The sequence below is a fragment of the Pseudarthrobacter sp. CC4 genome, assembly GCF_048957775.1.
Classification (GTDB): Bacteria; Actinomycetota; Actinomycetes; order Actinomycetales; family Micrococcaceae; genus Arthrobacter.
On sequence record NZ_JARCCZ010000020.1, the window covers coordinates 52,827 to 79,036 of the forward strand.

Annotated in this window: 21 protein-coding genes, 2 tRNA genes and 1 riboswitch; of the genes, 18 read left to right on the forward strand and 5 right to left on the reverse strand. The window is 66.9% G+C overall.

What is annotated here, in order from left to right:
- Positions 1-74: 74 nt before the first annotated feature.
- Genes PV768_RS14650 through PV768_RS14660 form a run of 3 tightly spaced genes read right to left on the reverse strand, consistent with a single transcriptional unit; the run spans position 75 to position 2,525 of the window.
- Positions 75-773, reverse strand: a complete 699-nt coding sequence (locus tag PV768_RS14650; RefSeq protein ID WP_421093387.1) for a response regulator — start codon at positions 771-773, stop codon at positions 75-77.
- Entirely contained in the window at positions 763-1,986 is a 1,224-nt protein-coding gene (locus tag PV768_RS14655) for a sensor histidine kinase (RefSeq protein ID WP_421093388.1), read from the reverse strand. The genes PV768_RS14650 and PV768_RS14655 overlap by 11 nt, the downstream gene beginning before the upstream one ends.
- Positions 1,986-2,525 (reverse strand): hypothetical protein, encoded by a 540-nt coding sequence (locus PV768_RS14660; RefSeq protein WP_321213746.1) that lies wholly within the window; start codon positions 2,523-2,525, stop codon positions 1,986-1,988. The genes PV768_RS14655 and PV768_RS14660 overlap by 1 nt, the downstream gene beginning before the upstream one ends.
- 419 nt (positions 2,526-2,944) lie before the next feature.
- On the opposite strand from PV768_RS14660, the gene ileS reads away from it, so the two are divergent.
- From ileS to ndk, 4 genes are read left to right on the forward strand one after another with little or no spacing between them, the layout of a single operon-like run.
- Positions 2,945-6,277 (forward strand): isoleucine--tRNA ligase, encoded by a 3,333-nt coding sequence (ileS, locus tag PV768_RS14665; RefSeq protein WP_421093389.1) that lies wholly within the window; start codon positions 2,945-2,947, stop codon positions 6,275-6,277.
- A 3-nt stretch (positions 6,278-6,280) separates the two neighbouring features.
- The gene (locus PV768_RS14670; protein ID WP_421093390.1) at positions 6,281-7,639 is read left to right on the forward strand and encodes a bifunctional folylpolyglutamate synthase/dihydrofolate synthase; all 1,359 of its coding nucleotides are present in this window, start codon (positions 6,281-6,283) and stop codon (positions 7,637-7,639) included.
- Positions 7,640-8,107: a DUF4233 domain-containing protein gene (locus PV768_RS14675; protein ID WP_421093391.1), complete on the forward strand. Its 468-nt coding sequence runs from the start codon at positions 7,640-7,642 to the stop codon at positions 8,105-8,107.
- Positions 8,108-8,161: 54 nt separating this feature from the next.
- Positions 8,162-8,581, forward strand: a complete 420-nt coding sequence (gene ndk / locus PV768_RS14680) for a nucleoside-diphosphate kinase (protein ID WP_228403670.1) — start codon at positions 8,162-8,164, stop codon at positions 8,579-8,581.
- A 63-nt stretch (positions 8,582-8,644) separates the two neighbouring features.
- On the opposite strand, the gene PV768_RS14685 is transcribed toward ndk, so the two are convergent.
- A complete protein-coding gene (locus PV768_RS14685; RefSeq protein WP_421093392.1) occupies positions 8,645-9,316 on the reverse strand; it encodes a vitamin K epoxide reductase family protein in 672 nt (223 codons plus the stop codon).
- Positions 9,317-9,755: 439 nt separating this feature from the next.
- On the opposite strand from PV768_RS14685, the gene PV768_RS14690 reads away from it, so the two are divergent.
- The 13 genes from PV768_RS14690 to PV768_RS14750 all read left to right on the forward strand — a co-directional run bounded on the left by PV768_RS14690 (position 9,756) and on the right by PV768_RS14750 (position 23,223).
- The gene (locus PV768_RS14690) at positions 9,756-13,211 is read left to right on the forward strand and encodes an Rne/Rng family ribonuclease (RefSeq protein ID WP_421093393.1); all 3,456 of its coding nucleotides are present in this window, start codon (positions 9,756-9,758) and stop codon (positions 13,209-13,211) included.
- A gap of 129 nt (positions 13,212-13,340) precedes the next feature.
- Positions 13,341-13,438, forward strand: a riboswitch (TPP riboswitch).
- Positions 13,428-14,975, forward strand: coding sequence for a bifunctional hydroxymethylpyrimidine kinase/phosphomethylpyrimidine kinase (thiD, locus tag PV768_RS14695; RefSeq protein ID WP_421093394.1), 1,548 nt, complete (start codon positions 13,428-13,430; stop codon positions 14,973-14,975). It overlaps the preceding riboswitch by 11 nt.
- A 263-nt stretch (positions 14,976-15,238) precedes the next feature.
- Positions 15,239-15,547: a 50S ribosomal protein L21 gene (rplU, locus tag PV768_RS14700; RefSeq protein WP_066276623.1), complete on the forward strand. Its 309-nt coding sequence runs from the start codon at positions 15,239-15,241 to the stop codon at positions 15,545-15,547.
- Positions 15,548-15,608: 61 nt separating this feature from the next.
- Positions 15,609-15,872, forward strand: coding sequence for a 50S ribosomal protein L27 (gene rpmA / locus PV768_RS14705; RefSeq protein WP_009372867.1), 264 nt, complete (start codon positions 15,609-15,611; stop codon positions 15,870-15,872).
- A 116-nt stretch (positions 15,873-15,988) separates the two neighbouring features.
- Positions 15,989-17,578 (forward strand): GTPase ObgE, encoded by a 1,590-nt coding sequence (obgE, locus tag PV768_RS14710; RefSeq protein ID WP_421093395.1) that lies wholly within the window; start codon positions 15,989-15,991, stop codon positions 17,576-17,578.
- Positions 17,568-18,719, forward strand: coding sequence for a glutamate 5-kinase (gene proB, locus PV768_RS14715; protein WP_321213742.1), 1,152 nt, complete (start codon positions 17,568-17,570; stop codon positions 18,717-18,719). Before obgE ends, proB begins: the two co-directional genes overlap by 11 nt.
- Positions 18,720-18,745: 26 nt before the next feature.
- Entirely contained in the window at positions 18,746-20,125 is a 1,380-nt protein-coding gene (locus tag PV768_RS14720; protein WP_421093396.1) for a glutamate-5-semialdehyde dehydrogenase, read from the forward strand.
- Positions 20,126-20,202: 77 nt separating this feature from the next.
- Positions 20,203-20,433 carry a hypothetical protein gene (locus PV768_RS14725; protein WP_157241972.1) on the forward strand — a complete coding sequence of 77 codons (231 nt, stop codon included), beginning with the start codon at positions 20,203-20,205 and terminating at the stop codon, positions 20,431-20,433.
- Positions 20,434-20,473: 40 nt separating this feature from the next.
- Positions 20,474-21,103, forward strand: a complete 630-nt coding sequence (nadD, locus tag PV768_RS14730; protein ID WP_255428835.1) for a nicotinate-nucleotide adenylyltransferase — start codon at positions 20,474-20,476, stop codon at positions 21,101-21,103.
- Between the two features lie 7 nt (positions 21,104-21,110).
- Positions 21,111-22,346 (forward strand): hypothetical protein, encoded by a 1,236-nt coding sequence (locus PV768_RS14735; protein WP_421093397.1) that lies wholly within the window; start codon positions 21,111-21,113, stop codon positions 22,344-22,346.
- 43 nt (positions 22,347-22,389) lie between these two features.
- A complete protein-coding gene (gene rsfS / locus PV768_RS14740; RefSeq protein ID WP_321213738.1) occupies positions 22,390-22,791 on the forward strand; it encodes a ribosome silencing factor in 402 nt (133 codons plus the stop codon).
- Between the two features lie 112 nt (positions 22,792-22,903).
- Positions 22,904-22,976: transfer RNA gene (locus PV768_RS14745), tRNA-Ala, on the forward strand.
- A gap of 174 nt (positions 22,977-23,150) precedes the next feature.
- Positions 23,151-23,223, forward strand: a tRNA-Ala gene (locus PV768_RS14750).
- Positions 23,224-23,318: 95 nt separating this feature from the next.
- Here the strand turns inward: PV768_RS14750 and PV768_RS14755 are convergent.
- Positions 23,319-24,641, reverse strand: a complete 1,323-nt coding sequence (locus PV768_RS14755) for a class I SAM-dependent methyltransferase (protein WP_421093398.1) — start codon at positions 24,639-24,641, stop codon at positions 23,319-23,321.
- Positions 24,642-24,938: 297 nt separating this feature from the next.
- Between PV768_RS14755 and PV768_RS14760 the strand changes: the two genes are divergently transcribed.
- Positions 24,939-26,129, forward strand: coding sequence for a class I SAM-dependent methyltransferase (locus PV768_RS14760; protein ID WP_421093399.1), 1,191 nt, complete (start codon positions 24,939-24,941; stop codon positions 26,127-26,129).
- Positions 26,130-26,210: the final 81 nt, after the last annotated feature.

Below are 26,210 nucleotides of genomic sequence, written 5' to 3' on the forward strand. Positions count from 1 at the left end.
GTATGGCCCCGGAAATCCCTATGGCCGGGGACAGACCCGGTCAGACCGGGCCTGTCCCCGCAGGTGCCTTCCGATTACGGCCCAAGTCGGGGCCGCACCAGGCCGCTTTCATAGGCGAAGGCCACGGCCTGGGCGCGGTCCCGCAGCCCGAGCTTGGCGAAGATGCGCCCCACATGGGTTTTGACGGTCCCCTCGCTGAGGAACAGCGCGGCGGCAATTTCGGTATTGCTCAGGCCAGTGGCGATGATGGCCAGGATTTCCCGCTCGCGCCGGGTAAGCCGGGACAGCTCCGCAGGGGCCGGAAGGACATCCGGTGTCCTGCCGGCGAACTGCGTTATCAGCATTCGGGTGACGGCGGGATCAAGCCAGCCGTCACCCCGGGCCAGGGACCGGACCGCCTCCGCAAGGCTGCCTGGCGCTGCGCTCTTGAGCAGGAATCCGGAGGCGCCCGCCCGCAGCGCCGCGTACAACTTCTCGTCCCCGTCAAAGGTGGTCAGCACCAGCACTGGCAGGGCGTTGTTTCCCGGTACGAAACCGTCCGATGCCAGTTCCCGCGTCGCCGCAACGCCGTCGAGCACCGGCATGCGCAGGTCCATGACCACGACGTCCGCGATGCCGCACCGGGCGGCAGCCACACCCTCGCGGCCGTTTCCTGCCTCGGCCGTCACCACAATGCCGGGCTCGGCTCCCAGAAGCATCGCAAGGCCGCCGCGGACCAGGGGTTCGTCGTCCACGAGCAGGACGCGGATCTGCCGCTGGTCCTCAGCGTCCACCGTGAACCGCCGGGGTCCCGCGTCGCGAAGGGGCGCCGGCGGGAAATCCCGCCTGGACCACGAACTCGTCGCCGCGCCTGCCAGTCTTTACCCAGCCGTCCGCTGCCTTTGCCCGTTCAGCCATCCCGACCAGCCCGTGACCGCTCGACAGCGGGTGGTGCAATGCCCCCGGAAGGCACCGGTTGCGGACTTCCAGCTGCACGCCGGAGGCCTGCCAGTGGAGCGATACGGTAGCGCGATGCCCTGCCGCCGAATATCTTGACGCATTCGTGAGGGCTTCCTGGACCACCCTGTAGGCGGACAGGTCAACGCCCGGCTCCAGGAGGACGGGCGCCCCGGTCACCTGTAGCTCCACGGCCAGTCCAGCCCGCTCCGATTCCTTGACCAATTCTTCCAGCTTGGAGATGCTCGGCAGGTCCCGGGCATCGGGTCCGCCGCCCTGCCCCCAGGAATCCGCGGAGGCGGCCGGAGCGCCATCGTAGAGCAGCCCGAGCATCCTTCGCAGTTCGACCACAGCCTGCTGCCCCAGCAACGAAACATTCTCGAGCGCCTCGGCGGCCTGCCGGGGGTTTGCCTGCATGATGCGTGCGGCGCCGGCGGTCTGTAGCACCATGAGGCTCACGGCATGAGCCACTACATCGTGCAGTTCGCGGGCGATGCGGGAGCGTTCGTCACGGATGGCACGTTCAGCGGCATAACGGGCCGCCCGGCGTCGTTGTTTAACACTCCAGGCCACCCACCGGCCCAGCCCGAAGACGGCCAGCGTAATGACGGCGCCGCCCACGGCGCCTACCGTTGCCACGTCCCACTCCTGTCCGGCGCCGGACCTGCCAACCTCCACCAGGACGTTCAGGAGAATCAGTCCGCACGCCGCCGCGGCCGCCGCCGCTGCCTGGATCCGCGGGCACAGCAGGGCCACGGTGTAGAGAGCCAGCCAGACGCCGAACAGCGGCACGAAACCGGGCACAAGCAGGCTCAATGCTGCGCTGCCCGCAGCCGTGACGGTGAAAACCGCCACCGGACGTTTCCGGCGGAACGGCAACGGCGCGTAGAGGAGCAGCACCAGCCAGGGCACCAGCCAGGCGCCGCCCGGAAAAGGTGCCGCTACTTTGTCCCATGACAGCAACAGCTCCAGCGCGAAGCACAGGAGAAGGGCCGCAAAATCACCGGCCTCCTTCCAGTTGCGGCGGGCGGAGCCTGTGATAGGAGGCATCAGCAGCCGCCGAAGATGAAGCACCACCACATTCGGAATTCCCCTTCCCCGGAGTCCGGGGAAGGCTGGACCAGGTTCTGGCGCAGCTCCTGTTCGCGTGCAGCTACCGGTCCCAGGACCGCAGCGGCATCCCAGGCGGGCGGAACTTGCATAGCATCGGGGCCCGCCTCTTCGGCAGGATCCTGCGGGCCGAGCGTCTCCGCGTAAGGGGCAGGGAAGGCGGAAAACTGGGCAAGCCAAATCAACGCGCCGCGTTCGGTGCCCTCGACAGTCGGCGGGATGAGTTCAATCCGCCTCGGTTTAATCCGTTCGATAGCTCCGGCATCCAGCGGTATGTCCTCCGGTGCAGCCAGCAGGACCTCAAAGCGGGCCAAGGGATCGCGGGCCCAGGCGGTGCTGCCCCGCACGGCCACCAGTTGCGGGGACAACAATTCACCCCAGGCAAGATGGCCGTTGACCGCATCTTCGCGACGGGCATCTTGGATGGAAACAATCAACCCGACCGGACCCGCATCCGTCATCTTGTTCTCGCCGCTCATGGTGCCCTCCCAGTGGACCGTGATAACTGAAGTATTTCCCTTGCCGAGCCCCGCGTCCAGAGTCCACCGGGAAGCGCCCCGGCCGGGAACCAGAAGGTGTTTCGACATCCGCAGTCCCGGGACCCTAAACTGGAACGAGCAGCGTCGACCCGGCAATCACCGGTGAGCTTCCGGAAGAACACGCCTACTGCCGTTACGGGGTACGCGCCAGTAGAACCGGACGGGTAAGCCCGTCACAGCAGTCAATGAGCGGCCGTCGCGGCGCCAGTTCCCTTCGGGGAACACGCAGCGACGGTAAGTGAGGTGGTACCGCGGTGAGCGTGGGGTCCGGCGGACAACACGGCAAGCCGTCCTCGCATCCTGAACGGAACAGCACGGCGCAGGCCGGCAGTTCGCCAAGCTCAACCCAGGATGTCGACATGACGTATTACCCCAAGGCCTCAGCCTCCACTTCTGCCAGCGCGTCGTCCAGCGGCGGTGCCGCTGTTTCCGCCTCCGTGAAGTTTCCGGAGATCGAAGAGCGCATCCTGAAGTACTGGGACCAGGACGGCACCTTCCAGGCCAGCATCGACCAGCGCAGCGCGGACGCCCCGGGCGGCGAGCCCGGCAGCAACGAGTTCGTCTTCTACGACGGCCCGCCCTTCGCCAACGGCCTGCCGCACTACGGGCACCTGCTGACCGGCTACGCCAAGGACCTGGTGGGCCGCTACCAGACCCAGCGCGGCAAGCGCGTGGAGCGCCGTTTCGGCTGGGACACCCACGGCCTGCCCGCCGAGCTTGAGGCCATGAAGCAGTTGGGCATGACGGACAAGACCCAGATCGAAGCCATGGGCATCGACAAGTTCAATGACGCCTGCCGCGCCTCCGTGATGAAGTACGCCGACGAGTGGCGCAATTACGTCACCCGCCAGGCACGCTGGGTGGACTTCGACAACGACTACAAGACCCTCAACGTGGAGTACATGGAGTCCGTCCTCTGGGCCTTCAAGCAGCTGCACGAAAAGGGCCTGACCTACAACGGCTACCGGGTTCTTCCGTACTGCTGGAAGGACGAGACACCGCTGTCCAACCATGAGCTGCGGATGGACGACGACGTCTACAAGAACCGGCAGGACCAGACGGTCACGGTGACCTTCCCCATCACCGCGGGGGATTCGGAGCTGTCCCGGCAGCTTGCCGGCGTCCAGGCCCTCGCCTGGACCACCACGCCCTGGACGCTGCCCACCAACGCGGCGCTCGCCGTCGGCCCTTCCATCACCTACGCTGTGCTGCCTGCCGGCCCGAACGGCATCAAGGCTGCCTCCGCGGAGGCGCCCGTCACGGGAAGCTTCCTGTTGGCGGCCGACCTGGTGGGCAACTACGCCAAGGACCTGGGCTATGAGGATTTCGAGGCCGCCCAGGCCGCAGTGGTTTCCACCCACACCGGCACGGAACTCGAAGGGCTTGCGTACCAGCCGCTGTGGCAGGACTTCGCAGACAACGAAAAGTACGGCATGGAGAACGCCTGGCGGATCCTGGTTGCCGACTACGTCACCACCAGTGACGGCACCGGCATCGTCCACCAGTCGCCTGCCTACGGCGAGGATGACCAGAAGGTGTGCGAGGAAGCCGGCATTCCGGTGATCCTTTCCGTGGACGAAGGCGCCAGGTTCCTGCCGCTGTTCAAGCACGGGGACCTGCACGACATCGCGGGCCTGCAGGTGTTCGAGGCCAACAAGCCCATCACGCAGGTGCTGCGTGCCCAGGGCCGGCTGGTCAAGCAGGCCAGCTACGAGCACAGCTACCCGCACTGCTGGCGCTGCCGCAACCCGCTGATCTACCGTGCGGTGTCCTCCTGGTACGTGGAAGTCACCAAGTTCAAGGACCGCATGTCCGAGCTGAACCAGGAGATCAACTGGATCCCGGGCAACGTCAAGGACGGCCAGTTCGGCAAGTGGCTGGAGAACGCCCGCGACTGGTCCATCAGCCGCAACCGCTACTGGGGCAGCCCCATCCCCGTGTGGCAGTCCACCGATCCCGAATACCCCCGCACGGACGTTTACGGCTCGCTCGCCGAGATCGAGGCGGACTTCGGCCGCCTGCCGCTGAACAAAGACGGCCAGGTGGACCTGCACCGCCCGTTCATCGACGAACTGACCAGGCCCAACCCGGACGATCCCCGAACTCCCGAAGAGGGCCAGTCCGTCATGCGCCGCGTGGAGGACGTCCTGGACGTCTGGTTCGACTCCGGCTCCATGCCCTACGGCCAGGTGCACTACCCGTTCCAGAACGAGGCCTGGTTCGACACCCACAACCCCGCCGACTTCATCGTGGAGTACATCGGCCAGACCCGCGGCTGGTTCTACATGCTGCACATCCTCTCCACGGCACTGTTCGACCGGCCGGCCTTCCGCAACGTCATCAGCCACGGCATCGTGCTGGGCTCTGACGGGCAGAAGATGTCCAAGAGCCTGCGCAACTACCCGGACGTGTCGGAGGTCCTGGACCGCGACGGCTCCGACGCCATGCGCTGGTTCCTGATGTCCAGCCCCATCCTCCGCGGCGGCAACCTCGTGGTCACCGAGCAGGGAATCCGCGACGGCGTCCGCCAGGTCATCCTGCCGCTGTGGAACGTGTACAGCTTCTTCACGCTCTACACCAACGCGGCCAATGGCGGGGCGGGCTACGACGCGAAGCTGCGCTATGACGGCTACGCCGACACACTGGACCAGTACCTGCTCGCCAACACCGGCGAGCTGGTCCGCAATATGACCGCCCAGCTGGACAGCTATGACATCTCCGGCGCCTGCGACGAACTGCGCAGTTACCTGGACATGCTCACCAACTGGTACGTCCGCCGGAGCCGGCAGCGGTTCTTCGACGAGAGCGTCGACGCCTTCGACGCTCTCTACACCGCGCTGGAAACCGTCGCCCGCGTAGCCGCATCCCTGCTGCCGCTGGTTTCCGAGGAGATCTGGCGCGGGCTCACGGGCGGGCGCTCCGTGCACCTGGCCGACTGGCCGGACGCCGGGCTGTTCCCGGCCAACCCGGGGCTGGTCGAGGCGATGGACCGCGTACAGCAGATCTGCTCCACCGGGTCCTCCCTGCGCAAGGCCGCGAACCTGCGCGTGCGCCTCCCGCTGCAGGAACTTACGGTCGTGGCACCCGGTGCAGACGCGCTGGGAGGCTTTGCCGCCGTCGTCGCCGATGAACTGAACCTGCGCTCGGTCCGCCTGCTCGACGCCGAGGCCGCCTCCCCGGAGGAGTTCGGCATCGAGCAGAAGCTCGTGGTCAACGCACGGGCTGCCGGCCCGCGCCTGGGCAAGAACGTCCAGCAGGCCATCAAGGGCTCCAAGTCCGGTGACTGGTCCGTCAGCGACGCCGGGGTGGTCACCGCCGGCGGCCTCGAGCTCGAGCCGCAGGAATACGTCCTGGAAACCGTCGTGGCTGAAGCCGCAGAGGGTGCCGGGTCACGTGCAGCCGCTGTCCTTCCCGGGGGCGGCTTTGTGGTCCTGAACACCGAGGTCACCCCGGAACTGGAAGCAGAGGGACTGGCCCGGGACATGATCCGCGCCATCCAGCAGGCCCGCAAGGACGCCGGGCTGAACGTCAGCGACCGGATCCGGACCACCGTGGCTGCCCGGCAGAACGTCGTGGACGCCCTGCTCGCCAACGCCGACCTGGTCAAGGGTGAGACCCTCACCGTTGACCTGGCGGCAGAACCTTCGGACGCCGCCGAGCCGGCCGTCGCCGTCGAAAAAGTAGAGGCCTGATCCATGACTGACGAATTTTCCGTAGAGAGCGTCTACGCCGAACTGCTGGGCAGGGCGCCGGAAAACAAGATGGAGCCGCGCCTCGCGCCCCTGTTCCGCGCCATGGACGTGCTGGGGGAGCCCAACAAGGCGTTCCCGATCATCCACGTGACCGGCACCAACGGCAAGACCTCCACCGCCCGCATGATCGAATCGGTGCTGAGGGCCCATGGCCTCAGCACCGGACGGTACACCAGCCCGCACCTGTCCAAGGTCACTGAGCGGATCAGCATCGACGGCCACCCGGTTTCCGACGAGACGTTCGTCCGGATCTGGGACGAAATCCGTCCCTACCTGGAGATGGTGGACTCCGAGCTTGAAGCCGAGGGCCAGCCCCGGCTCACCTACTTCGAATGCCTCACCATCCTGGGCTTCGCAATCTTCGCGGACCAGCCGGTCAACGTGGCCGTCATCGAGGTTGGCCTGGGCGGGATCACCGATGCCACCAACGTGGGCGACGGACAGGTCTCCGTCATCACGCCCATTTCCCTTGACCACACGGACCTCCTGGGCGACACCACGGAGGACATCGCCCACGAGAAGGCGGGAATCATCAAGCCGGGCGGCTACCTCATCAGCGCCGCGCAGCCCCTGGACGCGGCGCAGGTCCTGCTGGAGAAGGCAAAGGACGTGGGCGTGCCGTTCCGCTTCGAAGGCGTGGAATTCGGCGTTGAGTCCCGGACCGTGGCGGTGGGCGGGCAGATGGTGAGCATCCAGGGCATCGCCGGCCGGTACCCGGAACTCCTGGTCCCGCTGCACGGCGCACACCAGGCGCAGAACGCCGCGGTGGCCGTGGCCGCGATCGAGGCATTCTTCGGGGGCGAAAAGGAACTCGACTTCGACGTGCTGCAGGAAGGCTTCGCCAACGTGACGTCGCCGGGCCGGCTTGAAGTAGTCCGGACCGCGCCCACCATCATTGTGGATGCAGCCCATAACCCGGATGGCATCAAGGCGTCGGCTGCCGCCCTGCAGGAAGCCTTCAACTTCACCAGGCTGGTTCCGGTAGTGGGGGTGCTGAAGGAAAAGGACGCCGAGGAGATCCTCCGGCAGCTCAAGGAGTCGCTGGGCGGGATCGCGGAGGAATTCTGCTTCACCCAGTCGAACTCCCCGCGGGCAGTCCCTGCCGCGGAACTGGCCGAACTCGCGGTTGAGCTTGGCTTCGGCGAGGACAACGTGCACATCGCGGAGAAGCTCGACGACGCCCTTGAGTGGGCAGTGGAACGCGCCGAAGCCAACGACGACCTGTCCGGGGGAGTCCTGGTGACAGGCTCCATCACCCTCGTTGCCGAGGCCCGGATCCTGCTCGGAAAGACGGAGGCCTGAGTGCCCAAGCTGACCAAAGCCCAGCGTGAGTGGCGCCCGGGCATGCCCAGGAAGCGCCGCTCCACCAAGGTGATGTTCGCATCCACCGTGCTGCTGCTGGAAGCCTTCGTCATGTTCTTCGCCACCCTGGCAGTGTTCGGACTTCGCCGCGGGGAGTTCCCGCCGGCCCTCATCCTCGGTGTGGGGATCGGGCTCAGTGTCGTGATGATCGTGGCCTGCGCGTTCCTCACCAGGCCCTGGGGCATCGGGCTGGGCTGGATCCTGCAGCTCGTCCTGGTCCTGACCGGCATCTTCGAGCCCGCCATGTTCCTGGTCGGCGCCCTGTTCGCAGCGGCCTGGTGGTACGGCATCCGCACCGGAATCCGGCTGGACCGCGAGGCCGGGGAGCGCGCCCGCGCGCAGGCGGAGTGGGAGGCGGCGCACCCGGACCAGGCGGCTGGACCGGGGCAGCAGCCGCAGTCCCCGTAGGCAAAGTCCCCGTAGACTTGTCCCCGAAACCCATCCCAACGCATTGGAGCAGTCGTGACCACTGAGCGCACCCTCGTCCTGATCAAGCCCGACGGCGTCGCCCGCAACCTCACCGGCGCCATCCTGGCCCGGATCGAAGCCAAGGGCTACACACTGGCCGAACTCAAGAAGGTCGACGCCTCGCGCGAACTCCTGGAGCAGCACTATGAGGAGCACGTCGGCAAGCCCTTCTACGAGCCCCTCGTGGAATTCATGCTCAGCGGCCCCGTTGTTGCGGCGATCTTCGAGGGCCACCGGGTCATCGAGGGATTCCGTTCCCTTGCCGGCACCACCGATCCCACCACGGCGGCCCCCGGCACCATCCGCGGCGACTTCGGCCGTGACTGGGGCCTGAAGGTCCAGCAGAACCTGGTGCACGGCTCCGACTCCACCGATTCCGCGGAGCGCGAGATCAAGATCTGGTTCCAGGGCTGACCGCCCGGGGACAGCAAAAAGCCCCTGGTTCTTCGGAACCAGGGGCTTTTCCCGTCCGCAGGCCTAGAAGCCTGACGTGCCGGCGAAAACCTGGATAAAGGCGAAGAAGATGGTGGCGATAACGGCCACGTAGAGCAGTGCGGTGATGATCCAGCCGGAGTCGCCCAGGATGCGGGCGGCCTTGGCAGGTCCCGGGATCACGCCCGCGCTGATGTTCCGGATGGTCACCCACACGAAGAGCGGAATCATTGCCGCCCACACAATCATGCAGAACGGGCACAGGATGTGGATGACGTACAGCGCCTGCGACCATAGCCACACCACAAACGCGAAGCCCAGCGTGACGCCGGCCTGCAGGCCAAGCCAGTACCACCGGGCAAAGTTGGCGCCGGCCAGCAGCGCCATTCCCATCGTGATGGTGATGGCGAACGCCACGATGCCGATGAACATGTTGGGGAAGCCGAACAGCGAGCTTTGCCACGTCTGCATCACCTGGCCGCAGGAGATCCAAGGGTTCACATCGCACACCGTGGTGTGGTTAGGGTCCTTGAGGACCTCCAGCTTCTCCAGGACCAGTGCTCCGGACGCGAGCCAGCCAACCACCCCGGTGACCACCAGCAGCCAGCCGAGGGGTCGGTTGCGGGTCATGGGCGGGCGGGCTCCAGCCGCACTGGTGTCCGGGTCAAGAGTCCGTTCCGGCGCGTGGGTGCCGCTGACGGGGGAAATGCTGGGCATTGGCAAGGCGTCCTTTTCATCGGGTGCTCCTTGCCCGATTGTAACGCCGGCGGCTGGAAAGACCCTTCAGGGAGGGAACAGGCAGCGCCTCTTCCGCCGTGGAATAGTCCGGGTATGAGAGAATGAACGTGGCTGGAACCCGATCCACATTCGGATTCCGGTCCGGTGGCTTGTTCGCAAGACCGCCAATGATGAGCAGCGCAGGCTTTGGATCTGTCAATCCGGCCTCCCGCAACTCCATTGGGCGGCACCTGGTTGTGACACGTGGAACAACGGGTTTTTGAACATCCTGCCGGCCCCCACGGGCTGCCGCACCCCACTGCCGGTGCGAACCTGGGGGTATCCACTTGACTTCTGTCAACGCCTGCGGGTTTTGACAATATGTGCCCCAATGGGTGCCGGATGTGGCGGTACGTCAGGGGCAGGAGTGTTGCCACATATGGATAATGAACAAGTTTCAGCCGTTAATGATGAAGCCGCGGCCACGGGTGCCGAGGCCGAGCCGAAGAAGGCCACGAGGACCAGGCGGAAAGCCGCTCCCAAGGCCAGTGACGCCCTGATCGCCGAAACAGACGTTGCGGCAGGCACCGCGGTCGCAGATTCCGTGCAGGCAGGGGCCAGCGCCGCCGAATCCGGCGCGAACGCAGTAAACACAGTGCCGGTTACCGACGCCGCTGAGGCGAAGGCACCCGTCCGCCGGAGCCGCTCCAGGAAGAAGGTTGACCCGGCTGAGCCGCTTCCGGCCTTCGCCGAGGAGGCAGCCGCCCCTGCCGCTGCCGGCGACGCGGCCGGCGCGCCTTCTGAAGCCGCCGCGGAGGACGCAAAACCCGTCCGACGCCGGCGGGTTGCCACCCGCAAGACCTCCGCCCCTGCGGTGGAGGCTGCGGCTGCGCAGGCAGAGAGTGCGCCCGCCGAAGCCGCACCCGCCGAAGCCGCACCTGCCGCGGAAGCAGCAGCCGTCGCTGACCCGGCAGTCGCCGCAGCTGAAGCCGAAGCGGCCGCACCGGAACCTGCGGTCCTGCCTTCCGCAGCCGGGCAGGACAACGGCACTCGCGTGCAGGGCCCGCCCGCCGCCGAGGCAGCGGCCCAGGGCGATGCTGCCGCGGAACCCGTAGCCGCCCCTGCCGCTTCCACCGCCCCGGCAAGCCCTTTCGGCTCCCTCTTTTTGGAGCCAGGTTCCGCCACTTCCGTCCTGTTCCAGGCCCCGGATCTCAGCGCTGTTGTCCGGCCCGCGCCGGCCGCCACGGAAGAAGCTGAAGAAGAGGACACCGAGGACGACTCGGACGATGCCGGTAACCGCAGGAGGCGCCGTGGCCGCGGCCGCCGCGGCCGCAGCAGGACTGGCGAGCGTGACGGCGAAGACGCCGAAGGCTCCGATGCCGAGACCGATGCTGCCGATGACGCCGACGAGGAAGCCGCCGGGCAGGCCGACGAAGGCGTGACGTCCCGCCGTCGGCGCCGCCGCCGCCGTGGCGACCAGGACCTTGAACTGACGGGCGGGGGAGACGACGATCCACCCAACACGGTGACCCGCGTCCGCGCCCCGCGCCCCGTGGGAGAACCCGCGGTCAGCAACCGGGTCACCAGCGTCAAGGGCTCCACCCGCCTGGAGGCCAAGAAGCAGCGCCGCCGCGAATCGCGCGACACGGGCCGCCGCCGCACCGTCATCACCGAAGCCGAGTTCCTGGCCCGCCGGGAGTCCGTGGACCGCCAGATGATCGTGCGCCAGCGCGATGACAGAATCCAGATTGCCGTCCTTGAAGACGGCGTCCTGGCCGAGCACTTTGTCTCCAAGACCCAGCAGGATTCCCTGATCGGCAACGTCTACCTGGGCAAGGTCCAGAACGTGCTGCCGTCCATGGAAGCAGCCTTCGTGGACATCGGACGCGGCCGCAACGCCGTCCTGTACGCTGGCGAAGTCAACTGGGAGGCCGTGAACCTCGAGGGCAAGCAGCGCCGCATTGAAAACGCGCTCAAGTCCGGCGACACCGTCCTGGTGCAGGTCACCAAGGACCCCGTGGGCCATAAGGGCGCGCGCCTGACCAGCCAGATCTCACTGCCGGGCCGCTACCTGGTCTTCGTTCCCGGCGGTTCCATGACCGGCATCTCCCGCAAGCTGCCCGACGTCGAACGCAACCGCCTCAAGCGGATCCTCAAGGACCGCCTCCCCGAGCAGGCCGGCGTTATTGTCCGGACCGCTGCGGAAGGCGCCTCCGAGGAAGAGCTGACCCACGACATCAACCGGCTGCGGGCCCAGTGGGAAGGCATCGAAAGCCAGTCGAATTCCACCAAGATCCTTGCTCCGGAACTGCTGTACGGCGAACCGGACCTGACCATCAAGGTGGTCCGCGACGTCTTCAACGAGGACTTCTCCAAGCTGATCGTCTCCGGCGAGGAAGCCTGGGACACCATTGAGGCCTACGTCACCTACGTTGCTCCCGATCTGGTGGGGCGCCTCGAGAAGTGGACCAAGGACCAGGACATCTTCAGCGCATGGCGGATCGACGAACAGATCCACAAGGCACTGGAGCGGAAGGTCTTCCTGCCCTCCGGCGGCTCGCTGGTGATCGACCGCACCGAGGCCATGACTGTTGTGGATGTCAACACCGGCAAATTCACCGGCAGCGGCGGCAACCTTGAAGAGACGGTCACCAAGAACAACCTGGAAGCTGCGGAGGAAGTGGTACGCCAGCTCCGCCTGCGCGATATCGGCGGCATTATCGTCATCGACTTCATCGACATGGTCCTGGAATCGAACCGCGACCTCGTCCTCCGTCGGATGGTGGAGTGCCTGGGACGCGACCGCACCAAGCACCAGGTTGCCGAAGTCACGTCCCTTGGCCTGGTGCAGATGACCCGCAAGCGGATGGGCACCGGGCTGCTTGAAGTGTTTGGCGAGCAGTGCGAGGCCTGCGCCGGCCGCGGTGTGGTGACCCACGATGACCCCGTGGAGCACCGCCGGGCCAATATCGTGGCGGCCGAACACCACGTTCAGCGCTCGGACGCCCGCCCGGACGTCCGGAATGAAAGCCACCGCGCTGAGGCCCAGCGCGGGGACAGCAGCCAGCCCGGCGTCCGTCCTGACCGGAAGCGCCGCCGTGGCCGCGGCGGCCAGCAGGTGGACGCTGCTCCTGCAGCCGCCCTCCACGTGCACACGGTCCACCCCGACCCCACGGACGCCGAGCGGCACGCGAAGGCCGAAGCCACCAGGCTTGCCCTTGCCAATATTGCTGCGGCAGCACACGCCGCCCACCTGCACGACGATGAGGTAGCCGCGGCCCGGCAGGCTCCGCAGGTCCAGCCGGCGGAACCTGAGAAGCACGACGGCGACGCCTCCCGGCCTGCCGCCGTCCTCACCTTTGGCGGGGAGAAGGTTGCCCTGCCGTTCGTGGAGCACGCGGAGGAGCAGCAGCCGAAGCCGGCCCTGACGCTGGACCGGCTCGCCGAAGCCTTCGCCCACCTCGGTGAGCCTGCCCCTGCCGCGGAAGCCGCAGCCGGTCAGCCCGAACGGCGGGCGCCGGTAAAGGAGCAGCGGGAACCGGAGCAGGTCCGAGCACCGCAGCACGTCCAGGCACCGCAGGCGGAGTCGCCGCAGGTCCGGCCTGAGCCGCTGCAGGCTGCCCATGCGCTGCGCGAAAAGGACTATTCCGACCACACCCTGGAACAGTCCCGCCCGCGCCGGGCGCGCCGCAACCGCAGCGCCAGCCGCGCCCAGGGTGCGGCCAACGAGACCTCCGTCGAGCAGCACGAGAATGTCCCCGCCGCGGCGGCAGGGCATTCACACTCTGCAAAGGCGCCGGAAGCTGACCAGGCAGGTGCCCCTGCGCCAGGCAACGCCAAGCCTGCCGCGGAGCCCATCATCCTGGGTGTCGGGGTTCCCGCTTCGGAACTCTAGGCCACCGCACGCGACACGCTGGATGCCCGGCCGCCCACCACGTGTGGACGGCCGGGCATCCGGCATTTAAGGCCGCACCAGTCGCACTGCGTCACCTTCGCCCTGCGTACCGCAAAAAAGCTAGGCTGGTGAACCGACACGGGGTGCCGCGCACAGAGCCGGCTGAGATCCACACCCGTTGAACCTGTCCGGCTAGCACCGGCGAAGGGATGTCTCTTGTCTTCAACTCTCGAATTGCCCGCTGCCACCCCTCAGGGCGCCCCTGCCCCTGCAGCACAGTCCGGCCAGCGGCGGCACGTGCCCCGGGTCCTCTCGATCGCGGGCTCGGATCCGTCCGGCGGAGCCGGCGTCCAGGCGGACCTGAAAAGCATCGCGGCCCACGGCGGCTACGGAATGGCCGCCATCACTGCCCTCACCGCACAGAACACCCGCGGCGTACGCGGCGTCCACGTACCCCCTGCTGCCTTCCTCACCCGGCAACTTGACGCGCTCAGTGAGGACATCAGCATCGACGCCGTGAAAATCGGGATGCTGGGTGATGTCGCGGTGATCGAAGCTGTCCGGGCGTGGCTCGAAAAAGTCCGTCCCGGCGTCGTGGTTTTGGACCCTGTCATGGTGGCCACCAGCGGTGACCGGCTCCTGCAGGAATCCGCCGAAGCCGCACTTCGTGAGCTGCTGCCGCTGGCGCACCTCATCACGCCCAACCTGGCTGAACTTGCCATGCTGGTGGGCGGGAACGTGCAGGAGAGCTGGGAAGGCGCCCTGGAACAGGGCCGCGAGCTCTCTTCCGCCACCGGGGCGACGGTGCTTGTGAAGGGCGGACACCTGGCCGGGGACGAATGCCCCGACGCCCTTGTCAACACTGCAGGCACGCTTGGCCAGGACGTGGTGGTGGTCCCGGGCAGGCGGGTGGCAACGCTGAACAGCCACGGCACCGGTTGTTCACTGTCATCAGCCATGGCCACAGTCCAGGTGCGGCTGGGGGACTGGGAGGCAGCCCTCCGGGAGGTCAAGCCCTGGCTGTCCGGCGCGCTGGAGGCCTCGGAGTCGCTGCAGGTGGGTACGGGCAACGGACCAGTCCACCACTTCCACCACCTTCAGCCGGAGCCTGCTGAAGGCAGCTTCGCGGCGCGGCTGTGGGCTGAAGCGGAGGAGCACCTGGAAGCCATCTATTCCCTGGCGTTTATCCGGGACCTGGCCTCCGGGGACCTGGCCGAGAAACAGTTTGGCTACTACCTGGCCCAGGACGCCATCTACCTCAACGGTTATTCACGGGTGCTCGCGCGGACAAGTGCCCTGGCCCCCACCGAGGCAGAGCAACTCTTCTGGGCACGTTCCGCCGCGCAATGCCTGGAGGTCGAGTCTGAACTGCACCGCTCCTGGCTCAGTACCCGGACCGTTGAGCCGCAGCTGGGACCCGTGACCAAGTCCTACGTGGACCACCTGGTGGCGGCATCGGCGTCGGGCAGTTATGCCGTGCTGGCGGCAGCCGTCCTGCCCTGCTTCTGGCTGTACGCGGAGGTGGGCAAAACGCTCCACGCACAGTTCGTGGCTGCCGGGGAGCCGGCGGGCCATCCCTACGCGGAGTGGCTGCGCACATACGCGGATGAGGACTTCGCCGCGGCCACCCGCAGGGCGGTTGCCATTGTGGACAGTGCGGGGCGCACCGCTCCGGCGCATGAGAAGGACGCCATGGCCACGGCATTCAGGCAGTCCTGCCGCCTGGAAGTTGAATTTTTCGACGCGCCGCGCCTTCATTCCTGACGTCCGGACGGCCGCCGCGCCGGTACTATGGTGGGGCACCCCCCGGCCAAGGAAATGTGTTGTGGTACCTATCACAGACAACCCGCCGGAACCAGCCTCATTTGCGGCCGAAGCCAAAACTAGCGTATTCTAGATCTTCGGTGCTTACGCCAACACTTGGGTTATGACCCCACGGCGTTGAGGCACAGCGAGAGCCCAACCAATTATGGAACCGGGTTCCGCACGCAAATTTGTAATAAACGTCGAGAGAAGTGAGTTCCCAAGTGGTGTACGCGATTGTCCGCGCAGGCGGCCGCCAAGAGAAGGTTTCCGTTGGAGACTTCGTTACCCTGAACCGCGTCGCCGGTGGAGCTGGCAGCACCATTCAGCTGCCCGCACTGCTCCTGGTTGATGGTGACAAGGTCACCTCCGCCGCTGCTGACCTGGCCAAGGTAACTGTTACGGCTGAGATCCTCCAGGACCTCCGTGGTCCTAAGATTGTGATCCAGAAGTTCAAGAACAAGACCGGTTACAAGAAGCGCCAGGGTCACCGCCAGGAACTGACCAAGGTCAAGATCACTGGTATCAAGTAACCTTCCGTTACTGTTCAGGTTTTTCAGCAGATTCCCCAGAATTTAGAGGCAGGCATTTCAGATGGCACATAAAAAGGGTGCGAGCTCCACTCGCAACGGTCGTGACTCCAACGCACAGTACCTCGGCGTCAAGCGCTTCGGCGGCCAGGTAGTTTCCGCAGGCGAGATCATCGTCCGCCAGCGCGGCACCCACTTCCACCCGGGCGCCGGCGTTGGCCGCGGCGGCGACGACACCCTGTTCGCCCTGACCCCGGGCGCCGTTGAATTCGGCACCCGCCGCGGTCGTCGCGTCGTCAACATCGTTGCTGCTGCAGCTGCAGAGTAACAACCAGTTCTGAAGCGGTGGAGCGGGCCATGTGGTCCGCTCCACTGTTCTTTTAACCGCATTACAATCGTCTTGGCGCCCTTGGGTGTCCAGGAAACAGCACTGAGGAGATCCACGTGGCCAGCTTTGTAGACCGGGTAGTACTGCACGTATCCGGCGGTACCGGCGGCCACGGGTGCGTCTCCGTCCACCGTGAGAAGTTCAAGCCGCTGGGTGGTCCCGACGGCGGCAACGGCGGCAACGGCGGCGACGTGATCCTTCGCGTGGACCACCAGACCACCACGCTCCTTGACTACCACCACGCGCCCCACCGCCACGCCACCAACGGCGGCCCGGGCATGGGGGACTGGCGCGGCGGAAAGAACGGCGAGACGCTCATCCTGCCCGTTCCGGACGGCACGGTGGTCAAGTCCAAGGACGGCACCGTCCTCGCCGACCTCGTGGGCGAAGGCACCGAGTACGTGGCTGCGGCGGGCGGCATCGGCGGCCTGGGCAACGCCGCGCTCTCTTCGCAAAAGCGCCGCGCTCCCGGCTTTGCCCTCCTCGGCATCGAAGGCGAGTCCAGCGACATTGTGCTGGAACTGAAGTCAATTGCGGATATTGCCCTGGTGGGTTTCCCGTCCGCCGGCAAGTCCAGCCTTATCGCCGCCATGTCCGCGGCGCGGCCCAAGATCGCCGACTACCCGTTCACCACCCTGATTCCCAACCTGGGCGTAGTGCAGGCCGGGGATGTCCGCTTCACCATTGCAGACGTGCCGGGGCTGATTGAAGGCGCCAGTGAGGGCAAGGGCCTCGGACACCACTTCCTCCGCCATGTGGAGCGGTGTGCGGCGCTGGTCCATGTCCTGGACTGCGGAACGCTGGAGGCTGACCGGGACCCCCTCTCGGACCTGGCCGTTATCGAGGCCGAACTCGAAAAGTACGCCGTGGACATGAGCTACGCGGGCCAGGACGGTGAAGTGGTTCCGCTGAACCACCGCCCCCGCCTGGTGGCACTGAACAAGGTGGACCTGCCGGACGGCAAGGACATGGCCGAGTTCGTCCGCCCCGAACTGGAATCCCGCGGCTACCGGGTCTTTGAAATCTCGGCAACTAGCCACGAGGGCCTCCGCCAGCTGGGCTTTGCCATGGCCGAAATCGTCCAGGCGGCCCGGGACGCGGTGGCTGCTGCGCCGCCCAAGGTGCAGCCCGTTGTCATCAAGCCCCGCGCGGTCAATGAAGCAGGCTTCCGGATCCGCCGGGAAGAGAAGGGCCTTGAGCCGCTGTTCCGCGTGCTGGGCGAAAAGCCGGTGCGCTGGGTCAAGCAGACGGACTTCACCAACGAGGAAGCCATCGGCTACCTCGCTGACCGCCTGGCAAAGCTCGGCGTGGAGACGGAGCTGTTCAAGCAGGGCGCCAAGCCCGGCGACACAGTTGTTATTGGCGAGGATGACGGCGTTGTCTTCGACTGGGAGCCCACCATGATGGCCGGTGCGGAACTGTTGGCCTCGCCGCGCGGCACCGACGTCCGGTTTGCCGATATCGGCGACCGCCCCACGCGCGGACAGAAACGTGAAGAGCAGCAGGAACGCAAGGACGCCAGGGCGGCCGCCCGCGCCGAACTTGAAGCCGAGCGCAAGGCCGGCATCTGGACCGAGTCCGTGAGCGGCCGCCGGGTCGCCAAGCCGCTCAAGGAGAGTGGACTGGACGCAGGCGATGAGTTCTAGGGCGGCAGCTGCGGTGCCGCTGGCGCGGTCCGTGGACAGGAGCGTGCTCGCCAGCGCCCGCAGGATCGTGGTGAAGGTTGGCTCGTCGTCGCTGACCAGCATCAAGGGCGGCATCTCCGAAGAGGCGCTGACTGCCCTGGCTGACGCGTTGGCGGCCAAACGCAACACCGGCACCGAAATCATCCTGGTCTCCTCCGGTGCCATCGCCGCGGGCCTGGCACCCCTGGGCCTTGCCAAGCGCCCCCGTGATCTTGCCACCCAGCAGGCAGCTGCCAGCGTGGGGCAGGGCCTCCTGATGGCCCGCTACACCCAGGCCTTCGGGGCGCACGGTGTGACGGTCAGCCAGGTGCTGCTCACCGCCGAAGACCTCATGCGGCGCAGCCAGCACACCAATGCCTTCCGCGCCCTGGACCGGCTGCTCAACCTTGGCGTGGTGCCGGTGGTCAATGAAAACGACACCGTGGCCACGCATGAAATCCGCTTCGGTGACAACGACCGGCTCGCTGCCCTCGTTGCCCACCTGGTCCGGGCCGATGCGCTCGTGCTGCTGTCCGACGTCGACTCCCTCTACGATGGCCCGCCGTCACTTGGCGCGAAGCGGATCCCGCTCGTTGCGGGTCCCGCGGACCTGGATGGCGTCTCCATCGGGAAGCCCGGCAAGGCAGGCGTGGGCACCGGCGGGATGCTGACCAAGGTGGAAGCGGCCACCATGGCAGCCGGCTCCGGCATCCATGCCCTTGTCACTTCCACCCCTAACGCGGCGGCTGCCCTTAACGGCGAGGACGTGGGCACCTGGTTCACGGTCAACGGTGCCCGCAAGCCCGTCCGCCTCCTGTGGCTGGCGCACGTCGCCTCCGTCCAAGGGCGGCTGGTGCTGGACGAAGGCGCCGTCAAGGCTGTGCGGCACCACCGCACCTCGCTGCTTCCCGCAGGCATCTCCGCCGTCCACGGTGAATTTGAAGCGGGCGACGCCGTCGAGATAGCAGCTGCCGACGGCACCGTGGTTGCGCGGGGACTGGTGAACTATTCGTCAGCGGAGTTGCCGCAGATGCTTGGCCGGTCCACCAGGGACCTGGGTGAGGCGCTGGGCAGCGGCTATGACCGCGAAGTTGTTCACGTTGATGACCTGGTGCTGGTTTGAGCTTCCCGCTCGCCTAAACTTGGAACATGACTGAGGCCCTGATCCACAACACGACTGCTGAAAATCCCGGAGATACTGCCGCCACCGAGGCGCAGCCGGCTAATTCATCCGTGGCGCAGGTGCCGGCTGACTCCCCGCTGTCTTCGGGCGATATTGAGGCAGCAGTCCATGCCATTGCGGACCGCTCCCGTGACGCCGCGCGCCGTATGGCCATGGCAAACCGGGCCTGGAAGGACCGCGCCCTCCGTACCGTCGGCGCAGCCTTGGAGGAGAACACCGGGGCCATTCTTACGGCCAACGCCATGGACGTGGCGGCAGGAAAAGCCAATGGCACCTCCGCCGCCATGCTGGACCGCCTTACCCTGACGGAAACCCGCATCTCGGGACTCGTGGCAGCTTTGGAAAACCTGGCCAACCTTCCCGATCCCGTGGGTAACGTGGTCCGCGGGCAGACGCTTCCCAACGGCCTGCGCCTCCGGCAGGTGAACGTGCCCATGGGTGTGGTGGCGGCAGTCTACGAAGCACGGCCGAACGTCACCGTGGACATTGCGGGGCTGGCACTCAAGAGCGGCAACGCCGTGATCCTGCGCGGCGGCACTGCCGCCCAAGCTACCAACGAGGTGCTGGTGCGGGTACTGCGTGAAGCGCTGGAGTCCGTAGGCCTGCCTGCCGACGCCGTCCAGACAGTCGACCAGTACGGCCGCGCAGGTGCCAACGTCCTCATGAAGGCGCGCGGCAGGGTGGACGTGCTGATTCCCCGCGGCGGCCGGGAGCTCATCCAGACCGTTGTCGTCAACTCGGCCGTGCCTGTGATCGAGACCGGTGAAGGGAACGTGCACATCTTCATCGATGAATCGGCCAGCGAGGATATGGCAGTCGAGATCCTCCTCAACGCCAAGACCCAGCGGCCCAGCGTCTGCAACACGGTGGAGACGCTCCTGGTCCACTCGGGATCCCCCGTTCTTCCTGCCGTGGCAGCCGCGCTCCGCCAGGCAGGGGTCCGGCTGCATGCCGACGAGCGGGTCCGCGCGGCCCTGCCCGCCTCCATCGAGTCCGAACCTGCCACTGAGGAGGACTGGGGCACGGAGTACATGGACCTGGACCTCGCGGTGGCCATGGTGGACAGCCTGGACGAGGCCGTGCAGCACATCCGTACGTGGTCCACGGGCCACACGGAGGCGATCCTCACCAACGATCTCCGTAACGCAGAACGGTTCATCGCCGAGGTTGATTCTGCTGCCGTCATCGTGAATGCCTCCACCCGGTTCACCGACGGCGGGGAGCTTGGCCTCGGCGCCGAGGTGGGCATTTCCACCCAAAAGCTGCACGCGCGGGGCCCCATGGGGCTGACCGAGCTCACTACCACGAAGTGGATCGTGCAGGGCGAGGGCCAGGTGCGCGGGTAGCGCACGGTAACATAGACCAGAAGTCAGAAACGGCGGAGCTTTCCGCTGCCACAATAGTTTGAGCCCAAGGGGAGAAAATGCTGTTCCAGCAGATTGCCACGTCCGTCGCCGAAGGCGGAGAACACGAACTCGCGCCGCTGTGGGCTGAGCCGTGGGTCTTCGGGGTGGTTATTTTCGCCCTCCTGCTGGTGCTGATGTTCATCACCTTGTCCTACTCCAACCTGGGCAACCGCCACGCAGCAACCGAGGAGCACGCGGACCCGCACCGCCAGCACCCCAACAAGCACGATCACGGGCAGGGCCGCTAACATTTCCCGCGCCCTGCACCGCTCGGGTGCCACCGGCAGGCTGCGGCTTGGCGTGATGGGCGGGACGTTCGATCCCATCCATCACGGCCACTTGGTCGCAGCCAGCGAAGTGGCGGCGGAATTCGACCTGGACGAGGTGGTTTTCGTCCCCACCGGCCAGCCGTGGCAGAAGTCCCACCAGCACGTCAGCGAGCCCGAGCACCGCTACCTCATGACAGTCATCGCGACGGCCTCCAATCCGCGCTTCACTGTGAGCAGGGTAGACATTGAGCGGCCAGGTCCCACCTACACCATCGACACCCTCCGGGACCTCCGCGCCCAGCGTCCCGACGCTGATCTGTTCTTCATCACCGGAGCGGACGCACTGGCACAAATCCTTTCCTGGAAGGACATCGACGAACTGTGGTCGCTCGCCCACTTTGTGGGAGTCACCAGGCCGGGCCATGTCCTCGACGGGATGGGACGCGCTGACGTGAGCCTCCTTGAGGTTCCGGCCATGGCCATCTCCTCCACGGACTGCCGCACGCGCGTGGCGGCGAACAACCCGGTCTGGTACCTGGTGCCGGACGGCGTTGTCCAGTACATCGCCAAGTACGGCCTGTACGCCGACGCCGTGGAAGCCGGCGATGTCCCAACTTCCCAAGCACGTGAACCAGCCAGTACTGAATGAGTTCTCAATGAGTCAGGAACAGCCCCCCATCCGCAGCCGCCGGGAACTCCGGAAGGCCAGGGATGCCCAACAGCCCGTGCCCGCCGGCACGGAGCAGCTTTCCCCTGCCGCGAACCCGCCTGCTGCCACCCCTTCGGCCCCCGGGCCCGCTGCTGCTGTGTCCGAGCAAACCTCCACTCAACGGTCGTCCCAGATCCGGGCGCGCGACCGCGCAGCCCTGCGCACCCTTAAGGAGCTGGAGGAAAAAGAGGGCCAGCTCTCTGCCGGAGGGCCACCCACCCGGCGCCAGCTCCGCCTGCAGCAGCTCAAGGAACAGGCGCTGACCGCGGCCAACCCCGTTGTGCCGCCGTCGTCCGTCCAGACCGATGCCGCCGCTCAGGTGCAGGAGGGCCGGGGCGCGGGGGAGCGGGCTGCCCAGGACGGCAAGAAACCCTCCGGTGCGGAGCCGGGTCCTGCAGCCCCTGCGGGCATGACGGTTGAACAGGCCCTGGCGGCACGGGCACTGCTCGCCGAGCAGGCCAAGAACCAGATCGCCAAGATGGAGCACATCGCCTCCCTGGACCCGGAAGCGGTTGACCCGGAGATCCTGGCGGAGCAGATCGCCCTGGCCGAACGTGCGGCCATCCTGAACCGCCGCGCCATTGCCAAGCAGAAGCTGGCCGAGCAGGCCGGAGCCCCGGTTGCGCCGTCGAGGGATCCTGCCCAGAGCCCGGCGCGGGAACCCGGCGCCGGGGACCAGGCCGGCCCGGCAAGCCAGCGCCCGGCGCCATCGACGGCCAGCAACCTTGCCATGGTCACCCCGCTGGAGTTCGTGCAGGTTCCCGGCATCGACCGGCCGGTCATGAAGCCGCCCGCAACCTCACATGTCCCGGTCACCACCCGTCCGGGGTCGAAGGTTACGGCGCCCGGAGCCAAGAAACGGCGCCCTGCGGGCCCTCAGCGTCCGGCCGCACCCGATGCCGGTTCGGGCCGCTCCCACGTCATTGCCAGGGCGGAAGCCGCAGCCCGGGCGGCCGCCCGTCCGCGGCCCGTGATGACCGACGCGAACCAGGCGGAGGACCTCTTTGAGGACCTCCCGCGGATCCCCGCCAGGTCGGCCTACGGCCTGGAACCCCTGGACGCTGCCACGGCCGGACTGGCCCGGGCGCAGCGGAACAGGGTCCTGCAGTTCTGCATCCTGGCATTCGGAATCGTGGCCCTGGTCTCGGGCATCATCCTCATCATCAGCGGCATGTCCCGCTGAGCCGCGTTCCGCCACTTAGAGTTTCCACCCAACAAGGAGTCACGTGACTGCATCAGAATCATCCATCACCATAGCCCGCGCCGCCGCCAAGGCAGCCGCGGACAAGATCGCGCAGGATATCGTTGCCCTGGACGTCAGCGAGCGGCTCGCCCTGGCCGACGTCTTCCTCATTGCCTCCGCACCCAGCGAGCGGCAGGTCAACGCAATCGTGGACGGGATCGAGGAAGAGCTCGCCAAGCAGGACCTGCGGCCTGTCCGCCGTGAAGGCCGTTCCGGCGGCCGCTGGGTACTGCTGGACTACTCGGACGTTGTGATCCATGTCCAGCATGAGGAAGACCGCGTTTTCTACGCCCTGGAGCGCCTCTGGAAGGACTGCCCCGTCGTTGACCTGCAGCTCGGTGACGACACCTCCGTAAAGGCCGTTGCTGCGTCCGAGAGCGAGTAAATCCGCGGAACCACGCGGAATATGCCCGATTTGGAATTTTCGGAATTGCTGTTCTAAGATATTTGAGTTGCTTCGGGGAAAGCCGAAAAGCTTGAAGGAGCGGCAATAGTTCGGGGCTGTGGCGCAGCTGGTAGCGCACCTGCATGGCATGCAGGGGGTCAGGGGTTCGAGTCCCCTCAGCTCCACCGGACGGTCCGCCGGAATCACTGCGATTCCGGCGGATTTTTTTGTGTGCTTTACCTGCCCCGGCTGGGAGCCGATGCGGCCGCAAGGCGGACCAGGCCGATTGGCGTGAGCGGCGAAAGTGCATTAAGCTGAACAGGTTGCTTCGAGGTGGTAAACCGGGAGCGGTAAAGTCCGGGGCTGTGGCGCAGCTGGTAGCGCACCTGCATGGCATGCAGGGGGTCAGGGGTTCGAGTCCCCTCAGCTCCACCGGCACAAAAGGGACGATCCCCACGGGATCGTCCCTTTTGCTTAAGGGCCCGGTTCCGGGGGCACGACCCTGTGTCCGCCCACGGCTCAGGCAGTCAAAGCCACGCTGTACGCCGCAGCGGCGGTTCGTCGCCGCCGGGCCGCTGTACCAGGACCTGGTTGACGCCTGTTAGGCCGCCTTCGAAACCCAGTGCGCTTGCAGCCATGTAAAGCCGCCAGACCCGGGCCCTTCCGAGACCGCTGAGATTCGCAGCCTGATCCCAGTTTGCCTCCAGCCTGTGGACCCACGCGCGCAGGGTCAACGCGTAGTGGCGCCGCAGTGCCTCCACATCCAGGATCTCGAAGCCTGATGCTTCCAGGGCGGAAACCATCTCGCCGAGGCTGATCATCTCCCCGTCCGGAAACACGTAACGGGGGATGAAGGAATTCGGATCGGGTTTGGTGGGACCGGCATTCCAGGAGATCGCGTGGTTTAGCAGCCGCCCGCCCGGCCGGAGCAGGCCGAACAAGGCAGCGGCGTAACCGGGGGTCTGCTCCCGCCCAACGTGCTCGGACATTCCGATCGAACTGATGGCATCGAACGGACCGTCCCCGATGTCCCGGTAATCCTGGACCCGGATGTCCACCCGTTCGGTCAGTCCGGCGTCTGCGGCCCGTTTCCGGGCCAGGATGGCCTGCTCCTTGGACAGCGTCACGCCCACAACGGTTGCGCCGTACTTCCCGGCCGCATGCAGGGCAAAACTGCCCCAGCCGCAGCCGACATCCAGCACGCGCATGCCCGGCCGGAGGCCAAGCTTGCGGCATACCAGGTCCAGCTTGGCCTCCTGCGCGGCGTCCAGGCCGTCGGCGAGCCGGCTCCCGGCATCCGGTTGCTCCGGGTGGTCGCTGTCTTCGGGCCACACGGCGCAGGAGTAGACCATGGACTGTCCCAGCACCAAGGCGTAGAAGTCGTTGCCCACGTCATAGTGATGCGAAATGGCTGCGGAGTCACGGCGGCGCGAGTGCAGGGGACCTCTCCGGGCCACCCTTGCCTCCTCCGGCGGTGGTGCAGGGTTGGGGCCCAGGGCGCCCAGCCGGACCGCGGTGCGCAGCAGCGTCCAGACTTCACCGGCGGTGAGCGGCCGGAACGGACCCGGCTCCGCGAACTTGCCCGCCGAGCTCAGGGCCGCGAACGCTGCGAAAATGTCCCCGGGAGAGTCGATCTCGCCAGCCACATAGGCACGGCTCAGGCCGAGCTGGCCCGGGGACCACAGGATCCGGCGCAGGGCGCGGCGGGATCGGAACTCAAGGACAGGCGCTCCCGCCGGCCCTGCCTCGGAACCGTCCCAAGCGCGGAGGCGCAGGGGTATTTCTTCAGTGCCAAGCACTACTGCCAGGGCCCTGGCGAGCCGCGATGCATTCCCGGTAGCTGTGGTCATGGTGCTCCTCCCGTCTCCATGGGCCAACACTAAGGCCGGAATACCTCGCGCGACTATCATTGGGGAGGTGAATTCTGCCCGAACCGACGTCATCGTCATTGGTGCGGGCCGGCCGGGTTCTCCGCTGCCTGTCACCTTCAGCGCCGTGGCTCCGGCTATGTAATGCTCGACGCCGGGGACGGCCCGGGTGGCGCCCGGCGGGACCGCCGGGAAAGCCTGCGGACGGCTTTGGAATGAGCGGCAGCAGTTCCGGGCAGCGGCACGTGCAACCAGAACAACGGAAAGCAGCGGGAACAGTTGGCATCAAACAGTCTTGGGGATCTCTTTGCAGCACTCCGGCGCAGGCCGGATGTGGAAGCACCCAACCTGCAGGCGTGGGACGCCACGGACCGGCTCCTGCTTGAGGCAGCCGGGGGACTGGTGGCTTCCGGAAGCGCAGTGGCCGTCATCGGGGACCGGTACGGTGCGCTGACGCTCGGGGCCATCGCCGCGCTCAACCCGGGCTCCGTACGGGTCCACCAGGACCTGATCACCGGGGAGCGCGCCCTGCAGCTCAACGCGGCCGGGCTCCGTAGCGCCGGCCTGCTCCCGGCCGCCCCGGCGGGGATGCCCGCCGGTTCCACGGACGGGGAGCCAGGGTTCACCCAGCTGCCGCTTGGCCCGGAACTCCTGGCCGGGGCGCAGGCAGTACTGCTTCAGTTGCCCAAGACGCTGGCTGAGCTGGACGAGATCGCCGCCGCGGTGGCCCGCTACGCGGCACCGGACGTTACGCTCCTGGCCGGCGGGCGGGTCAAGCACATGTCACTCGGCATGAACGCCGTGCTGGAACGCCACTTCTCTTCCGTCCAGCCGCAGCTCGCCAGGCAGAAGTCGCGCGTGATACTGGCATGCGGTCCGCAAGGGGGCGGGAAGGGAAACTATCCCGTCGTCGAACACCTCGCCGAGCTCGACCTCGACGTCGCCGCCCATGGGGCAGTGTTCGCCGGCACCAAACTGGACATCGGTACCAGGTTCCTGCTGACGTTCCTCCCGGCCATGAAGGCGGCCCGGCACGCCGTCGACCTGGGCTGCGGCACGGGAATCCTTGCCGCCATGTACGCCCGGCAGCACCCTGGGGCAGCAGTGACCGCCACGGACCAGTCCGCCGCAGCAGTGGCCTCCGCGCAGGCAACGGCACAAGCCAACGGGCTGGAAGGCCGAATCACCGTCCTGCAGGATGACGCCCTCAGCAGCCTGGCGGCAGGCAGCGTGGATCTGGTCCTGCTCAACCCGCCGTTCCACGTCGGCGCCGGGGTCCATGCTGGAGCAGGCCTGAAGATGATTGAGGCAGCGGGACGGGTCCTCGCGCCCGGGGGCGAGCTGTGGACGGTCTTCAACCGCCACCTGCCCTACCTGCCCGCGCTGGAGCGGCACGTTGGGCCTACCGCCGTGAAAGGCAGGAACCCCAAGTTCACGGTGACGTTGAGCACCCGCCGCGGCGATGGATAAGCGGAACAGGCCGGCCCCACTCCGCCCAGGGGGAGGACCGCCCTTGCCGCGCCGCGCCGTCGTGCCCGCCCTATGGGTCTG

What these genes read in the sequence shown, in the direction of transcription:
- PV768_RS14670 (WP_421093390.1), top strand. Translation starts at nt 6,281, where the DNA reads ATGACTGACGAATTTTCCGTAGAGAGCGTCTACGCCGAACTGCTGGGC.
- PV768_RS14725 (WP_157241972.1), top strand. Translation starts at nt 20,203, where the DNA reads ATGCTGTTCCAGCAGATTGCCACGTCCGTCGCCGAAGGCGGAGAACAC.
- ileS (WP_421093389.1), top strand. Translation starts at nt 2,945, where the DNA reads ATGACGTATTACCCCAAGGCCTCAGCCTCCACTTCTGCCAGCGCGTCG.
- proB (WP_321213742.1), top strand. Translation starts at nt 17,568, where the DNA reads ATGAGTTCTAGGGCGGCAGCTGCGGTGCCGCTGGCGCGGTCCGTGGAC.
- PV768_RS14685 (WP_421093392.1), bottom strand. Translation starts at nt 9,316, where the DNA reads ATGCCCAGCATTTCCCCCGTCAGCGGCACCCACGCGCCGGAACGGACT.
- PV768_RS14720 (WP_421093396.1), top strand. Translation starts at nt 18,746, where the DNA reads ATGACTGAGGCCCTGATCCACAACACGACTGCTGAAAATCCCGGAGAT.
- PV768_RS14755 (WP_421093398.1), bottom strand. Translation starts at nt 24,641, where the DNA reads ATGACCACAGCTACCGGGAATGCATCGCGGCTCGCCAGGGCCCTGGCA.
- rpmA (WP_009372867.1), top strand. Translation starts at nt 15,609, where the DNA reads ATGGCACATAAAAAGGGTGCGAGCTCCACTCGCAACGGTCGTGACTCC.
- PV768_RS14660 (WP_321213746.1), bottom strand. Translation starts at nt 2,525, where the DNA reads ATGAGCGGCGAGAACAAGATGACGGATGCGGGTCCGGTCGGGTTGATT.
- PV768_RS14690 (WP_421093393.1), top strand. Translation starts at nt 9,756, where the DNA reads ATGGATAATGAACAAGTTTCAGCCGTTAATGATGAAGCCGCGGCCACG.
- PV768_RS14735 (WP_421093397.1), top strand. Translation starts at nt 21,111, where the DNA reads ATGAGTCAGGAACAGCCCCCCATCCGCAGCCGCCGGGAACTCCGGAAG.
- PV768_RS14655 (WP_421093388.1), bottom strand. Translation starts at nt 1,986, where the DNA reads ATGCCTCCTATCACAGGCTCCGCCCGCCGCAACTGGAAGGAGGCCGGT.